Here is a 14345-nt window from a genome sequence, read left to right as displayed (position 1 = left end):
CAGATTCCGGGCCCTCGTGCCATGCGTCTACGCTCATTGCGGGTCGCTTGCCTGGCTTGTGCGCGACGTCAACTTGCCAGTGAAGGACGTTCCGGGAGATAATCGGGCCCGTTCCCGCTGCCATGGCACGGGAAAAACTTTCGAAAAATCATCGTGTTGGGTGCCGACTCCGGCCGCAATGCCGGATGTGCCGCCCGCCGCAGCATTCCTCGACAAGCCGTCGCCCAGACGGCTTTTTGTTTCCATGACGAACCACGGACATCCGCCGGCTGACGACGCGCCACCGGCCCACGACGACGACGCCGACTTGGGCGCGTCGCAATCCAACGCCACGGGCGACGACGACACGCACGTCGATCCGAACGACGTGGCGCACCCGCGCCGCATTCGCAGCTTCGTGCGTCGCGCTGGGCGCAGCTCGGAGGCGCAAAAGCGCGCGTTCGACGTCCTCGGCCCGCAGTTCCTGCTGCCTTACGCGCCTGAGCCGCTCGACTGGCCCGCCGCCTTCGCGCGCGCCGATGCGCCTCGCATTCTCGAGATCGGCTTTGGCATGGGAGACGGCACGGCGTACATTGCGAAGCTGCGTCCGGAAGACGATTTCCTTGGCGTCGAGGTGCACGAGCCGGGCGTGGGCGCATTGCTCAAGCGCATCGGCGAAACGCCCTTGTCGAACGTACGCATCATTGCGCACGATGCCGTGGAAGTCGTTCAGCACATGCTGCCCGCAGGCTCGCTGGACGGCGTGCACGTCTTCTTCCCCGATCCGTGGCACAAGAAGCGCCACCACAAGCGCCGCCTGCTGCAGCCGCCGTTCGTGGCGCTGCTCGCGTCGCGCCTGAAGCCAGGCGGCTACCTGCACTGCGCAACGGACTGGCAGGCATATGCCGAGCAGATGCTCGAAGTGCTCGGCGGCGAACCCACGCTTGAAAACACGGCGGCCGACTATGCACCGCGTCCCGACTATCGTCCAGTGACGAAGTTCGAGAATCGCGGCCTGCGCCTCGGTCACGGCGTGTGGGATCTCGTGTTCCGCAAACGCGGCTGAGACGCGTCGCCAGAGACAACGAGGGGCACCACGCGGTGCCCCATTTTTTTAGTCGGCCCAGACCACCCATCCGCTGTAGCCCGTCGCCAGCACCACGAGACCGAACACGATGCGGTACCACGCGAACGCCGTGAAGTCGTGCGACGCGATGTAGCGCAGCAGCCAGCGCACACAAATGAAGGCGCTGATGAAGGCGGCAATGAAGCCAATGCCGAACAGGCTGAAGTCGTCGACCGAGAGCGTCGCGCGCGCCTTGTAGAGTTCGTAGACGGTCGCGCCGAACAGGATCGGGATCGCGAGGAAGAACGAGAACTCGGTCGCCACCTTGCGCTCAAGCCCGAACATCATGCCGCCGATGATCGTCGCCCCTGAGCGCGACGTGCCCGGCACGAGCGCGAGACATTGCGCGAGGCCAACTTTCAGGGCGTCGACGACTGACAGGTCGTCCATCGAATTCACGCGCGGGCGCTTGCCCGCTTCAGTGTTGCGACGGTTATGCCGCTCTACCAGCAGGATGACCACGCCACCGACGATAAACGCCGTGGCGACGACGGTGGGGTTGAACAGCGCGGCCTTGATGTGCTTGCCGAGCCACAGGCCGAGCCCGATGGCGGGCAGGCACGCGACGATCACGTTCACCGCGAAGCGACGCGCCTTGGCATCGCTGCCGAGGCCGGCCACGACCTGTGCGATCTTCTCGCGATACTCCCAGCACACCGCGAGAATGGCGCCGAACTGAATCACGATCTCGAAGACCTTGCCCTTCTCGTCGTTGAAGTCGAGCAGGCTGCCCGCCAGAATCAGGTGACCGGTCGAGGAGATAGGCAAAAATTCGGTCAAACCTTCCACGACACCGAGAATGAGGGCTTTGAACGCCAGCAACAGGTCCATGCAATGAGTTCCTGAGAAGTTGCGAATTGCGAATAGGGGAATACGGGAAGCGAGAGCGATGCGCCAGGCCGCGTCGGACGAACCGCGTCAACGCGCATCGAGTTTGACGTTCACGCCACGTGAGCGCACGGTGATCGCGCCCGGCTGTCGCGCTACGCCGCCGATGGTCAGTTGCTCGGGCTTGAACGTGTAGAGCGGTGTGCCCTGCAGCCATTGCGTCGCGATCAATGCCCCGGCGGCGTTCAATTGACGCGACCAGCGCTCGGGCAAACCGTCGACCGTGAACGTCTCCACCTCCGGATCGCGCAGCACGACCGACATCGTCGCCGGGTCGTACGCGAGCGCACTCTCGATGGCGAGCGTGCCAGTGAGCGGCGCACCACCGAACGGGTGCGTCACCGTCGCATCGACGGACACCGCCAGACGATTGCGTGCCGGCAACAAGGTCAGACGCGGATGCGAGAGGTTCACGTCGAGCACCGCCAGCACGCGACGGTCGAACGGAAATTTGCGTTCGAGCGCGCGCTGCAACTGACTCTCGGAGAAGGTGTAGTCGTTGCCGAAAGGCAACCCCGCGCAGGCGGTCAGCCCCGCGGCGAGCGCTGTCGCGCCAGCCAGCGCCAGCCAACGACGGCGCGCGAGGCGACGCGTGAGGGGCGCGGCGTCCTGCGACGCAAGCCCGTCGCACTGCTGACGAATTCGCTGATCTGGATGAGCACTACCCGGCATGACAAAGTCCGCGACTGGGCGCCCGGCGCCCGACACGCGCGACTATAGCACTCGCTCGCGACGGCCCACTACGGCGTCACCGGTGCGGTCATTGCTTCGAGCTGCGTCAGCCAGGCGACGGCCTGTGCACGATCGTTCCCGCACATCTCGGCCGAGGGCTGCAACGATCCGCAGACCGCCGGGCGCAGTGGGCTGCCGAAAATCCGGCAACGGTCCTCGTCGTCCAGTTGCACGCAACGGGTGTTCGCCGGCTTGCCGTTCGGCATGCCGGGAATGGGCGTCGAGATGGAAGGCGCGATGCAGCAGGCCGCGCAGTGAGGACGACACTGCATGACGCTTACCACGGCAAGCGGCCCGCGCCGTCGAAGAAGCCGCCCGTCACCGGCCCGCGCTCGCCGAGCGCCAGCAGCAGCACACTGCGCGCACCTTGGGCCACACCCTGCCGCGCACGCTTGCCATTCGCGTCCACCGTCAGATCGGCGGGCGCGCCCGGATCGACCGAATTCACAGTAATCGACGTCTCACGCAAAGTTTGCGCGAGCTGCACCGTCAGCATGTTCAAGGCCGCCTTCGATGCGTTGAACCCGATCTGCCGGAACGCCGCATGCTCCCACGCCGGATCGTTGTTGTGCGCCAGCGAGCCCAGGCCGCTCGACACGTTGACAATATGCGCCCGCGCGGAGCGCGCGAGCCACGGCAGCATGGCTTGCGTGACGCGCAAGGTGCCGAAGAAATTGGTCGCGAACACCCGCTCGACGGCTTCGATGGAGGCTTTCTCAGGCGCGTCGTCGCGCGGATCGGTCACGCCCGCGTTGTTTATCAGCAGGTCAAGTCGACCGTAGTAGCGGCCAATCCGATAGGCAGCCGCATGCAACGTCTCGGGCTGCAGCAGGTCGATCACGAGCGTCTCTGCCTGAAAACCCGCCTTGCGCAACGGCTCAACCACCTCGTCGCCCTTCGCGGGCTCGCGGGCGCCCACCAGCACCGTCATCCCCGCCTCGGCCAGCCCGCGCGCGACTTCCAGCCCGATGCCCCGGGTCGCGCCCGTCACCAGCGCCACACGTCCCAGATGGCGTTCGGCATCCGCGCGCACCGTATTTTCGATGGCGTCCCGTTTCATCCCTGCTCCCGTCGATTGACCTGTTGTGCTGCGCCCGACCGCACGCAAATTTGTTAGCATCGAGTTTATGAAGAATCCTTCAGATTTTCCATTCGCATATGAAACCTGACAGCCGGGGCCCCGCAACGCCCCGTAAAACGCCGCAGCAGGCGCGTTCGCGGGTCACCATCGACGCCATTTTCGAAGCGGCGCTTCAGGTTTTGCTGCTCGATGGCGGGCGTCAATTGACCACGACGCGCGTGGCCGAACGGGCGGGCGTGTCGGTCGGCACGCTGTATCAGTATTTCCAGAACAAACAGGTGCTGCTCTATGCGGTGCTCGGGCGGCACATCGACCGGATCGTCGAGACGGTGGAGGCGACCTGTCTGGCCTCGCACGCCCAGCCGCTGGAAACGATGGCGCAGACGCTCGCCAAGGCGTATGTCGGCGCGAAGATGACGGACATCGAAGAAGCCCAGGCGCTGTACCGGCTCTCGGAAGATCTCGATGGGCGGGAAGTGTTTGCGGGGGCGTCCACGCGCATGCACGTGGCCGTCGTCGCTATGCTGAAAACGGCGCAAAACGCGCATTTCGACGATCCCGAGACCGTCGCGTTCGTGTTCCTGAACTCGATGACCGGGCCCATCAAGGCGATTCTGGAGAATCGCGCGCCCGCAGGTACCTGTTATGCGACGCTCGCCAGCCAGATCGCCGATCAGATGGCGACGATGTGCGGCGCCTATCTGCATCGCGTGGCGAGGGCGGCCGACGACGTCGCGGCGACAAAAGTTCACGCGGTAACATGACTACCGCCCGGAACTGGTAAAATGCCGGGTTGTGTTTGCCTACTACCCACGGTAATCGAAATGAATTACGAACAGGCCCGCTTTAACATGATCGAGCAGCAGATCCGTCCTTGGGATGTGCTCGACCAAGAAGTGCTCAATCTGCTCAAGCTCGTCAAGCGCGAGGAATTCGTGCCGACGGCCCAGCGCGCAATCGCGTTTACCGACGTCGAACTGCCGCTCCCGGGCGCAGCGATCGCCGACAAGAGCCAGCACATGATGTTTCCGCGTGTGGAAGCGCGCATTCTGCAAGCGCTCGCGCCGAAGAAGCACGAGAACGTGCTTGAAATCGGCACGGGGTCGGGCTACATGGCCGCGCTGCTTGCCTACAATGCGCACCACGTGACGAGCGTCGAGTTCGACGCCAACCTCGCCCAGACCGCCCAGCAGACGCTGCGCGCCAACGGCGTGACCAACGTGGAAGTCGTCAACGCCGACGGCTCGCAAGGCTGGAGCGCCGCCGCGCCCTACGACGTGATCGCCATTTCGGGCGCGCTGGTCGAACTGCCGCAGGCGTTCCTCGATCAGCTCAAGGTCGGCGGCCGTCTGGCAGCGTTCATCGGGGGTAGCCCGGTCATGGAAGCCGTGCTCATCACGCGCGTGTCCGAGACCGAATACCGCCGCGAAAACCTGTTCGAGACGCAAGTGGCCTATCTGGTCGCGACGAAGCCGTCCAGCTTCAAGTTCTGAGCCGGGCCGCGCCCCAAACGACACACGACCATCATGCAAAACATTACACCGGCGCAATTGGCCCAGTGGCTCGCGGACGGGGAGCGCGGCCAACCCACGCTCCTCGACGTGCGTGAGGACTGGGAAGTGCAGACCTGCCGTATCGCCGAGAGCCGGAACGTACCGCTTGGCGACGTGCCCGCCCGCCTGACGGAACTCGACGCCGAAGCGCCGATCGTGTGCATCTGCCATCACGGCATGCGCAGCGCTCGCGCCGCGATGTTCCTGGAACAACAGGGCTTTACCCAATTGTTCAATCTGGACGGCGGAATCGATGCCTGGGCTCGCCAGGTCGACCCGTCGATGCCGACCTACTGAACCTGCGGGAAGTCAGTCCTGCGGGACGGCAAAGCTCACGTCGAGCCAACGTCCTAGCGCGGTGACCGTACGCGCGGTCGCGCCCTGATGCTGTTTCGCGAACAGCATGGCGGCCGTGCGCATCGCGAGCCGCCGGTCGTCGTCGACCAGCAATTCGGCCAGTGCCGTCGCGAGTTCGCCCGCGTCGCTCACCCGTCGCGCGGCGCCCGCCGTCAATGCGTTCTCACTGGCCTGCGTGAAATTGAACATGTGCGGACCGAAGACGACCGGCGTGCCCGCCGCACAGGCTTCGATCAGGTTCTGACCGCCCAGCGGCAACAGGCTGCCGCCGATGAACGCGACGTCCGCCGCCGAGAAATACGCCGCCATCTCCCCCATCGAATCGCCCAGGACAACGTCGACGTCTGCGGGCAGCGGCGTGTCGTCGTCGGCCCATGCGCTGCGACGAACGTAGTGGATCCGCACTCTATCCAGCATCTCGGCCACCTCGTCGAAGCGCTGCGGATGACGCGGCACGAGTACCAGCAACGAACGCCGCCCCACGTCCGAGGACGCCGCTAACATGGCGCGCGCCTGAAGCACCAGCGACTCCTCGCCGTCGCGCGTACTTGCGGCCAGCCAGACCTTGCGCTCGCCGAAGCGCTCGCGCCAGCGTGCCCCCAGCGCGAGCTGCGCGGGCGGCGGCGTCATGTCGAACTTGAGGTTGCCCATCACGTCGACGTCGTTCGCGCCCAACATGCGCAGACGCTCGGCATCGGCATCGCTCTGCGCAAGCACGCGACTGAACCCACCGAAGACGGGCTTGGCCGCATCGCCGAAGCGCGCTGCACGCCGGAACGACCGCGCCGACATCCGCGCGTTGGTCAGCACCAGCGGCACGCCACGCTCGCGGCACGTAAAGATCAGATTCGGCCAGACTTCCGTCTCCATCACCACGCCGACGCTTGGCCGCCATTGCTTCAGGAAGCGTCGGATCGGGCCGACCATGTCATACGGCAGATAGCAACGCAGCACGCGATCGCCGAACAGGGTCTCCCCGGTCGCGCGTCCGGTGGGCGTCATGTGCGTGAGCAGGATGCCGTGCGACGGATAACGCTCGAGCAGTGCATCGACGAGCGGTTGCGCGGCGCGCGTCTCACCGACGGAGACGGCGTGCACCCAGATCAGCGGGCGACCGGTGTAGGGCGGCGCGTCGTAAAACCCGAAGCGTTCGCCGATGTGACGGCGATACCCGGGCTCGAAGCGGCCGCGCCACCATAGCCGCACCACGGCCAGCGGCGCGACGATCCACCAGAGCGCGCGATAGACGAGACGCAGCAACATTCAGATGAGCGCCCGATGCGTGAGACGTTGCAAAACCGCCAGCGGCGAGCACTCGGGGTGCACCATCGCTTCGGCGGGAAGGAAGAAGGTCTGCTCCATCATGAACTGGCCCGACATCACCGCGTGCGACGTCTGGTCCGAGAAGCAGACCCACACACTGCCCGGCGGGAACGGCATGGTCTGCTGTTCGGCGTCGCGCTGGTAGTCCATGTCGGCTTTCATGCCGTCGTGCAGATGCAGCATGATGTGGTCGTAGCCGCTGCGTTCACGCTTGGTGATGCCCAGCGCGTTCTGCAGCCACGCGGAGCCCGGCCATTGGGTAGGCACTTTCGGCAGGAAGCGTTTGGCCACCGTTTCGAACGGCTCGCCCACACGCCAGACGCGCGGCTGCCCTGCCGGGTTGACGTTGGTGAACACGCGCAGAATGCGCTCGCCGTAGTTCGGGCGCGACGGAAAGGCGTCGACGTGCAGTCGGCTGTCGTCCTTGCGCCAAGACGACTGGCGCGTTTCGACCTGATGCAGACGCAGGCTCGTGGGCGCCGCGCGCAACTTGCCACGGTACTCGGGCAGCAGGCCGTCGATCAGGCCGCACGCCTGCGTGTAGTAACGCTTGACCAGCGCATGCACGGCGCGCTGCGTGCTGTCGTCGGCGGCCACGCCGACCAGCACGTCGGACTTGGGATCGAGGCTGATGTTCTTGCGCTTCGGATCGGCAATGGCCGGATCGAGCAGACGCCGCTCGCCGGCATCGATCGCGAAGGCCAGGTGCGGGAAATACAGCACCTTGCCGGCCTCGACATCGGCCACCAGCGTCTCGCGCGGCACCGACAGTTGCCCCCCCTGCCAGTCGCCGGATTCCACGGTGACGATCTGGCCGCTTTCATTCATTTGGCTCATGCGCTTCGGTCCTCCCGGGGCGCGCCGTCGCCGCTCGGCACAGGCCGCAGCGACGGTGCGAGCTGGCGCACGGCGTCGCGGACTTGCGCGAGCGTTGGCTTGTGGGCGGCGTCGCCAAGATTGACAATGCGCGGCGACCAGAACCCGCCGGTGCGCCACGCGGTGCTGAAATTGTATAACTCGATGGTGGGACGGTTCAGCGCTGCGGCAATATGCACCAGACCGGTATCCACGCCGACGGTGATCGCGCCGCGATCGATGAGGCCAACGACCTGCGACAGATTCATCTTCGGCGGCACCCAGGCGTTGTCACCCAACGCAGTGGCCAGTCGCCGCGACACCTCGCGCTCCGCCGCACTGCCCCACGGCAATACGATCCGCAACCCTTGCGACGCCAGATCGCGACCCAGCGCAATCCAGTCGTCTTCCGGCCAGGTCTTGTCGTCGCGCGACGTGGCGTGCACGAACACCGCATACGGATGGTCGGGACACTGGCTGTGATCGGCGCGCTCGGTGGCAAGGCCGAAGTCGATCTCGTCCGCCACCTTGAAGCCCATCGCTTCGGCCACCAGCCGCCGCGAGCGCGTGACCACATGCGTGTGCGGCTCGATGCGCACGGTATGTCGGTAGAGAAACCGCACCGGCCATTCGTAGCTGGCCCCCTCGGTCCGGTTGCCCAACCCCCACACGGCGCCGCGCGCCGTTCGCGCGATCCAGCCGGTCTTGATCAGGCCTTGCGTGTCGATCACGTAGTCGTAAGGGGTTTCGCGCAACGCGCGGCGAAATGCGCCGATTTCCTGCCAGGTGCGCGCCGCGAGCGGCTGCTTGCGCCACCGGCGCAGTGCAAAAGGAATGACCCGGCGCACACCGCGCACGAGCTTCACGAGGTCGACGAAGCCCTCTTCCACCACCCAGTCGATCTGGGCGTCGGGATGGTGGCGCAGAATGTCCTGCACCACGGGCATGTTATGGACGACGTCGCCGAGCGACGAGACTTTGACGATCAGAACCTGCAACTGCACGCCCCGGCGGTTCGGCCGGGCCTCGTGAGCAAAACCGCGATTTTACCCCGACCCGCCCCGCCGAATAGCGTTGATTGCGCTGTTCTCGCAGCGGTCCCCTTACGGCGTCCCGGATGGTATCCCGTATGGCATCCCTGGCGGCATTCCGCGCCGGGCGCCCAGCAACGGGCACCCGCCGCGCTTCGCCTCAGAACGGCAGCTTCGCGTCGGGCTTCACGGCCAGGATGGCACGGCGGAAGTCGTCTTGAATGCGCGCAATCGCCACATCGCTATCGGCCTCGAAACGCAGCACAACCACCGGCGTGGTGTTCGACGAACGGGCCAGACCGAATCCGTCCGCATACTCGACACGCACGCCGTCGATCTTGACGATGTCCCGCGCCCCGTCGAACTTGGCGGTCTCGCGCAGCTTGTCGATCAACGCGAAGTTCTCGCCTTCGGCCAGCGGGATCTGCAGCTCGGGCGTCGAAATAGAGTTGGGCAGCGCATTGAGCACCGCGCTCGGATCGGCCGTCTTCGACAGGATTTCCAGCAGACGCGCGCCTGTGTAAAGGCCATCGTCGAAACCGTACCAGCGGTCCTTGAAGAACACATGGCCGCTCATCTCGCCCGCGAGCGGTGCGCCCGTTTCCTTGAGCTTCGCCTTCACCAGCGAGTGCCCCGTCTTCCACATCAGCGGCTCGCCGCCATGCTTCTGCACCCAATCCGCGAGGTTGCGGGTGCACTTCACGTCGTAGATGATCTTCTCGCCCGGATGGCGGCTCAGCACCTCGGCAGCGAAAAGCATCAACTGGCGATCCGGATAGATGATCTGGCCATCCTTGGTGACCACGCCGAGACGGTCGCCGTCGCCGTCGAACGCGAGGCCGATTTCGGCATCGGTCGTCTGCAGCGTCCGGATCAGATCCTGGAGGTTCTCCGGATGGGCGGGGTCCGGGTGATGGTTCGGGAACGTGCCGTCGACCTCGCAGAACAGTTCGATGACGTCGCAGCCGAGCATCTGGAACAGCGCCGGGGCGTAGGCGCCCGCCACACCGTTGCCGCAGTCCACCGCGATCTTCATCGGCCGCGCCAGATGCACGTCGCCCGCGATGCGCGAGCGGTACGATTCACCGATCTCGTCGGCCGTGTAAGTGCCCTGCCCGGTCTCGAAGTCCTGCTGTTCGATCAGCGTCGCGAGGCCCTGAATGGCATCGCCGTAAATCGCCCGGCCGCGCAAGACCATCTTGAAACCGTTGTAGTCGGGGGGGTTGTGGCTACCCGTGACCATGATGCCGGAGTCAACAATGCGGCCGTGCAGGGTGACGTTCGTTGCGAAATACACCATCGGCGTGACGACGACGCCGATATCGACCACGTCGACACCGGCGGCGCGCAGGCCGTCGGCGAGCGCGCCGACCAATTCGGGTCCGGACAGACGGCCGTCGCGACCGACCACGACCGCGTTGCCGCCTTCGCGACGCACCGCCGTGCCGAACGCGCGTCCGATCAGGTGCGCGACGTTGGCATCCAGGGTCTTGCCGACGATGCCGCGGATGTCGTATGCCTTGAAAATCGCAGGTGAAACTTGCGTGGTTTGCGTCATGGGGGAGGATCTCTCGGAAACGAGGGAAAAAGTCGTCATCCGACGCGAGGGGCCGGGCGCATCGCCTGGGCGAACCCATACGTAACGGAAATGTCGAGGGGCGTCGGCCGGAAAGCCAGCGCCGAGCGCGCAGCAAACGTGAAATCCCGGCAGGAAGCCCGGCCGGGATCGGCTGCATTGCGCTAAAATTATACGGGACTTCGCCGCACTGCGGCATTTCCCCCAAACCCTCGTCAGTGATCGCCTACAATCGGTATCCGCGCATCGTGACAAGCGTGTGACATCCCCCAGCACCGGCCTTGCGAGGCCGGTTTTGCTTATCTTGACTTGAGAACGAGTGAGCCGCGCGAGCGCCACATGCCCTATCGCACCATCATTCGCAACATCCTCTGGATGCTGACCGAGCGCGGCGCGCAGATCGCCGGCGGCATCGCCGTCTCCGGGCTTCTGGCACGCAGTCTCGGCGCCGCGCAGTTCGGCCTGTTTCAGTACGCGCAATCGCTAGTGTTCCTCGCCGCGTCCCTCACGCTGTTGTGTGGCAGCGAGGTCGTGGTGCCACGACTGGTCGGCAAGACCGAGGCGGAGCAGCGCACAGTCATCGCCCATGCTTTCGTGCTGCGCCTGGCCGCTGCGGCCGTCGCCTACGCGGCGTTGGCCATCTACGTCATCGGGTTTGCCGAGTCCGAGCTGGTCGCCGTTGCCCTCTGGCTCGGCGTGGCGCTCTGGTTCCGCGAGCCTGCGGGCATTGTCATCGCATGGTTGCAGGCGCGCACGTTCAACCGGCCGAGCGTCGCGGCCAACCTCTGCGGCCTGGGCGTCAAACTCGCCCTCGTGGCGCTCCTGTTCGTGACGCACGCGGGCGTTGCCGCGTTCGCGGTCGTCTACGCCGTCGAGGCCATCGTGGCCGCCGCGTTGCTGGTTCGGTATTACCTCAAGCATTCGCCGAAGACGCCTGTGATCTGGCGGCGCACGTTGCTGGTCGACCTGCTCTCGAGCGGCATGACGTTCTGGGGCGGCCTGATGCTCATGATCCTCTTCAAGCGCATCGACCAGCTTGTGCTCAAGCCGCTCATCCCGCTCGCGGAACTCGGCGCGTATGCCGCCGCCATGCAGATCACGGAAAACTTCGTGCTCGTGGCGCCGATCATCGCGAATTCGCTGGCGCCGCAACTGATTTTTCAGACGTTCGACAACGCCACCGCGAGACGCAATACGGTGCGTGCCGTGTGGCTGATGGTCGGCGCAGGCGCTTGCCTGGCGATGCCGATTGCGCTGCTGGCGCCCTGGATCGTGCACCTGATCTATGGCGCCGGGTTCGCGGAGTCGGCGCAAATTCTTCGCGTCTCGGCGCTCATGGGGATTCTGGTGTTCGCCGACGCCGCCCTGAACCTCACGCTGATTCGTCGCGGCGCCGGACGCTGGGTCATCGCGAAGTGGCTATGTGCGGCCGTGGTGGCCTTTGCGGTCGTGCGCGGCCTGGCCCCGCATTTCGGAGCGCTCGCCGGCGCATTTGGCTACGGTGCAGGGTATGCGGCCGCGCTGGTGCTCGGCGTCTGGTTGCTCCGACGAGACTGACGCGATGACGCTGTCTCATTCCCCGAACAACCACGTCGGCCGTACCCTTTGCCTGTTCACGGGTACGCTCGCGGCCTTCGCCGGCGCCGAACGCGCGACGGCCACGCTCGCGAACGCGCTTGCGGCGCGCGGGCATCGCGTGCACGTGCTGTCGTTGTGGGGCCATAAGCCCGTCTTCCCGTTGACGCCCGGTGTCGCGCACCACGCGATATTCGCCGAGCGCTTGGCGTTCAAGCATCACTACGTTTCCATCGTTCGGCAGGTGCGGCGCTATGTGCGCGAGCACGCCATCGATGTGCTGATCGACGTCGATCCGATGCTCGCGCTCTACACCGTGCCCGCCACGATCGGACTGCCGCTGCAACGCATCGCCTGGGAGCACAGCACCTACGCCAGTGACCTCGGCCGACGCGCCCGCCGATGGGCGCGTGCGCTGGCGGCACGTCGGTACGACGCCGTGGTCGTGCTCACCGACGCCGACCGCGACGCGTGGCGAACGCATCATCCCCACGCCCGGGCGCAGTTCGTCACGCTACCCAATCCGCTGGGCCTCCCGATCCCGGACGCGCCTCCCGAGCCCACTAGCGAGGGCGGCATTCTCGCCGTCGGGCGTCTGATTCCGGAGAAGGGCTTCGACCGCCTGATCGACGCTTGGGCACGTATCGCCCGCGACGCCCCTGGCTGGCAGGTGCGGATCGTGGGCGACGGCCCGCTGCGCGACGCGCTGCTCGCGCAAGCGCGCGACACCGGGGTCGGCGACAGCGTGCAGGTGCTGCCCGCCGTGGCCGACATCGCGCAGCACTATGCGCGGGCGGCGATTTACTGTCTCCCGTCGCGACGTGAAAGTTTCGGACTCGTGTTAATTGAAGCCAAGGCGTATGCGGTGCCCATCGTGGCCTACGCTGCCGATGCGGGGCCCCGCGCGCTGTTGCATGACGGGGTCGACAGTCTGATCATCGACGACGGCGATATCGAGGGGTTGGCTGGCGGGCTCAAACGGCTGATCGGCGACGCCTCCCTGCGACGCAGACTTGGCCTGGCGGGCTACGCCCATGCGCGGGACTTCGGCGCGGATGCCATCGCGGCGCGTTGGGAAGCGCTATGGGCCGAGGGTGGTTCGACACCGGGGAGCGCGCGATGAGGATCGTCCTGTTCGTCACCGGTTTGCAATTGGGGGGGGCGGAGACGCAGGTGGCCGATCTCGCCCGGGGTTTCCTCGCGCGCGGGCATGATGTCGCACTCATCTCGCTCACGGGCACCTGTGCCATCGCCTTGCCGGAATCGCCGCGGCTCACGCTCATTGAATTGAAGGCGGGCAAGACGCCATGGTCGCTCGCGTGTGCGTTGCGAAGCCTCGTCGCGCACCTGCGCGCGTGGCAGCCCGACGTCGTGCACGCGCACATGGTGCATGCCAATCTGCTGGCTCGCGTGGCGCGGTGGTTTGCCCCGGTGCCGGTGCTGGTGACGAGCGCGCACAGCCGCAATGAAGGCGGACGTCTGCGGATGCTGGCCTATCGGCTGACGGATCGGTGGACGGATTTGACGACGAACGTCAGCGATGACGCGGTGGCCGCCTTCGTTGCGCAACGCGCCGCGCCGGCCGCACGTATCGTGAGCGTGCCCAACGGCATTGACACGGATCGCTACCGTCCCGACGGGCAGGTTCGGTCGCAGTGGCGCGCGGCCATGCCCACGTTGCCGTCGACGGCGACGCCCATCGTCTTCGCGGCGGGCCGGATGGTTGAAGCGAAGGACTATCCGACGCTGATCGACGCGTTCTCGCACGTGCTCCTGGCGGTGCCCGAAGCACGCCTGGTGATCGCCGGAGACGGTCCGTTGCGCGGCGCTATGCAGGCGCTCGTGGATGCACGCGGGCTCGCCCATGCGATTACGCTGCTCGGGCGTAGCAACGACATCGCGCAATGGATGTGTGCCTCGGACGTCTATGCGATGTCGTCCGCCTGGGAAGGATTGCCGCTCGTGATTGGCGAGGCGATGGCCAGCGGCTTGGCCGTGGTGTCGACCGACTGCGGAGGGGTGCGTGAACTCCTCGGCACCGTCGCTGGCAACACGCTCGTGCCAGTCGGCAGCGCGCAGGCGCTCGGCGACGCCCTGATTCGCCACCTGCGCGCCGACGCGAGCGCGCGTCACGCGACCGGCGTCGCCAATCGCGAGCGCATCATCACCCATTACTCTCTCGATGCAGTCGTGACGCGCTGGATCGCGGTCTATGCGCGTCTGCGCGAAACGCGTCGCAACCGCTCCTGATCACACCACGACCCTGTCA

General features: G+C 66.0%; 15 protein-coding genes. 7 read left to right on the top strand and 8 right to left on the bottom strand.

The window, feature by feature from the left end:
• Positions 1-244 precede the first annotated feature (244 nt).
• Complete coding sequence (gene trmB / locus PSO31014_RS04940) at positions 245-1045, top strand: tRNA (guanosine(46)-N7)-methyltransferase TrmB (RefSeq protein ID WP_246176236.1); 801 nt, start codon at positions 245-247, stop codon at positions 1043-1045.
• 48 nt (positions 1046-1093) lie between these two features.
• Here trmB and PSO31014_RS04935 read toward each other — a convergent pair whose 3' ends face one another.
• The 4 genes from PSO31014_RS04935 to PSO31014_RS04920 all read right to left on the bottom strand — a co-directional run bounded on the left by PSO31014_RS04935 (position 1094) and on the right by PSO31014_RS04920 (position 3785).
• Entirely contained in the window at positions 1094-1936 is an 843-nt protein-coding gene (locus PSO31014_RS04935; protein WP_150550599.1) for an undecaprenyl-diphosphate phosphatase, read from the bottom strand.
• An 87-nt stretch (positions 1937-2023) separates the two neighbouring features.
• Positions 2024-2665, bottom strand: a complete 642-nt coding sequence (locus PSO31014_RS04930; protein ID WP_150550598.1) for a DUF1439 domain-containing protein — start codon at positions 2663-2665, stop codon at positions 2024-2026.
• 68 nt (positions 2666-2733) lie between these two features.
• Positions 2734-2997 (bottom strand): YkgJ family cysteine cluster protein, encoded by a 264-nt coding sequence (locus PSO31014_RS04925; RefSeq protein WP_150550597.1) that lies wholly within the window; start codon positions 2995-2997, stop codon positions 2734-2736.
• A 5-nt stretch (positions 2998-3002) separates the two neighbouring features.
• Positions 3003-3785 (bottom strand): SDR family NAD(P)-dependent oxidoreductase, encoded by a 783-nt coding sequence (locus tag PSO31014_RS04920; RefSeq protein ID WP_174976399.1) that lies wholly within the window; start codon positions 3783-3785, stop codon positions 3003-3005.
• A gap of 98 nt (positions 3786-3883) precedes the next feature.
• Between PSO31014_RS04920 and PSO31014_RS04915 the strand changes: the two genes are divergently transcribed.
• Genes PSO31014_RS04915 through PSO31014_RS04905 form a run of 3 tightly spaced genes read left to right on the top strand, consistent with a single transcriptional unit; the run spans position 3884 to position 5656 of the window.
• Positions 3884-4570 (top strand): TetR/AcrR family transcriptional regulator, encoded by a 687-nt coding sequence (locus tag PSO31014_RS04915; protein WP_150550595.1) that lies wholly within the window; start codon positions 3884-3886, stop codon positions 4568-4570.
• A 60-nt stretch (positions 4571-4630) separates the two neighbouring features.
• The gene (locus PSO31014_RS04910; protein WP_150550594.1) at positions 4631-5299 is read left to right on the top strand and encodes a protein-L-isoaspartate O-methyltransferase family protein; all 669 of its coding nucleotides are present in this window, start codon (positions 4631-4633) and stop codon (positions 5297-5299) included.
• A 33-nt stretch (positions 5300-5332) separates the two neighbouring features.
• Positions 5333-5656: a rhodanese-like domain-containing protein gene (locus PSO31014_RS04905; RefSeq protein ID WP_017232120.1), complete on the top strand. Its 324-nt coding sequence runs from the start codon at positions 5333-5335 to the stop codon at positions 5654-5656.
• A gap of 12 nt (positions 5657-5668) precedes the next feature.
• On the opposite strand, the gene waaA is transcribed toward PSO31014_RS04905, so the two are convergent.
• The 4 genes from waaA to PSO31014_RS04885 form a co-directional block, all read right to left on the bottom strand.
• Positions 5669-6976 carry a lipid IV(A) 3-deoxy-D-manno-octulosonic acid transferase gene (waaA, locus tag PSO31014_RS04900; protein ID WP_174976418.1) on the bottom strand — a complete coding sequence of 436 codons (1308 nt, stop codon included), beginning with the start codon at positions 6974-6976 and terminating at the stop codon, positions 5669-5671.
• 3 nt (positions 6977-6979) lie between these two features.
• The gene (gene kdoO / locus PSO31014_RS04895) at positions 6980-7867 is read right to left on the bottom strand and encodes a Kdo hydroxylase KdoO (protein ID WP_150550842.1); all 888 of its coding nucleotides are present in this window, start codon (positions 7865-7867) and stop codon (positions 6980-6982) included.
• A gap of 5 nt (positions 7868-7872) precedes the next feature.
• Complete coding sequence (gene waaC / locus PSO31014_RS04890; protein WP_246176378.1) at positions 7873-8841, bottom strand: lipopolysaccharide heptosyltransferase I; 969 nt, start codon at positions 8839-8841, stop codon at positions 7873-7875.
• Between the two features lie 244 nt (positions 8842-9085).
• A complete protein-coding gene (locus tag PSO31014_RS04885) occupies positions 9086-10483 on the bottom strand; it encodes a phosphomannomutase/phosphoglucomutase (protein ID WP_150550592.1) in 1398 nt (465 codons plus the stop codon).
• A gap of 357 nt (positions 10484-10840) precedes the next feature.
• Between PSO31014_RS04885 and PSO31014_RS04880 the strand changes: the two genes are divergently transcribed.
• Genes PSO31014_RS04880 through PSO31014_RS04870 form a run of 3 tightly spaced genes read left to right on the top strand, consistent with a single transcriptional unit; the run spans position 10841 to position 14326 of the window.
• Positions 10841-12058 carry an oligosaccharide flippase family protein gene (locus PSO31014_RS04880; protein WP_150550591.1) on the top strand — a complete coding sequence of 406 codons (1218 nt, stop codon included), beginning with the start codon at positions 10841-10843 and terminating at the stop codon, positions 12056-12058.
• A gap of 4 nt (positions 12059-12062) precedes the next feature.
• A complete protein-coding gene (locus PSO31014_RS04875; protein WP_174976398.1) occupies positions 12063-13199 on the top strand; it encodes a glycosyltransferase family 4 protein in 1137 nt (378 codons plus the stop codon).
• Positions 13196-14326, top strand: a complete 1131-nt coding sequence (locus PSO31014_RS04870) for a glycosyltransferase (protein WP_174976397.1) — start codon at positions 13196-13198, stop codon at positions 14324-14326. Before PSO31014_RS04875 ends, PSO31014_RS04870 begins: the two co-directional genes overlap by 4 nt.
• The last annotated feature ends 19 nt before the right edge of the window (positions 14327-14345 follow it).

The sequence above is a fragment of the Pandoraea soli genome (assembly GCF_902459595.1).
GTDB lineage: Bacteria > Pseudomonadota > Gammaproteobacteria > Burkholderiales > Burkholderiaceae > Pandoraea > Pandoraea cepalis.
Note: the sequence above shows the minus strand (reverse complement) of the source record. Positions and strands in the feature narration are given on the sequence as shown.

Bases quoted from the DNA above. Each gene is read 5' to 3' on its own strand.
- trmB (WP_246176236.1), top strand. From the start codon at position 245: ATGACGAACCACGGACATCCGCCGGCTGACGACGCGCCACCGGCCCAC.
- PSO31014_RS04935 (WP_150550599.1), bottom strand. From the start codon at position 1,936: ATGGACCTGTTGCTGGCGTTCAAAGCCCTCATTCTCGGTGTCGTGGAA.
- PSO31014_RS04930 (WP_150550598.1), bottom strand. From the start codon at position 2,665: ATGCCGGGTAGTGCTCATCCAGATCAGCGAATTCGTCAGCAGTGCGAC.
- PSO31014_RS04925 (WP_150550597.1), bottom strand. From the start codon at position 2,997: ATGCAGTGTCGTCCTCACTGCGCGGCCTGCTGCATCGCGCCTTCCATC.
- PSO31014_RS04920 (WP_174976399.1), bottom strand. From the start codon at position 3,785: ATGAAACGGGACGCCATCGAAAATACGGTGCGCGCGGATGCCGAACGC.
- PSO31014_RS04915 (WP_150550595.1), top strand. From the start codon at position 3,884: ATGAAACCTGACAGCCGGGGCCCCGCAACGCCCCGTAAAACGCCGCAG.
- PSO31014_RS04910 (WP_150550594.1), top strand. From the start codon at position 4,631: ATGAATTACGAACAGGCCCGCTTTAACATGATCGAGCAGCAGATCCGT.
- PSO31014_RS04905 (WP_017232120.1), top strand. From the start codon at position 5,333: ATGCAAAACATTACACCGGCGCAATTGGCCCAGTGGCTCGCGGACGGG.
- kdoO (WP_150550842.1), bottom strand. From the start codon at position 7,867: ATGAATGAAAGCGGCCAGATCGTCACCGTGGAATCCGGCGACTGGCAG.
- waaC (WP_246176378.1), bottom strand. From the start codon at position 8,841: ATGCCCGTGGTGCAGGACATTCTGCGCCACCATCCCGACGCCCAGATC.
- PSO31014_RS04885 (WP_150550592.1), bottom strand. From the start codon at position 10,483: ATGACGCAAACCACGCAAGTTTCACCTGCGATTTTCAAGGCATACGAC.
- PSO31014_RS04880 (WP_150550591.1), top strand. From the start codon at position 10,841: ATGCCCTATCGCACCATCATTCGCAACATCCTCTGGATGCTGACCGAG.
- PSO31014_RS04875 (WP_174976398.1), top strand. From the start codon at position 12,063: ATGACGCTGTCTCATTCCCCGAACAACCACGTCGGCCGTACCCTTTGC.
- PSO31014_RS04870 (WP_174976397.1), top strand. From the start codon at position 13,196: ATGAGGATCGTCCTGTTCGTCACCGGTTTGCAATTGGGGGGGGCGGAG.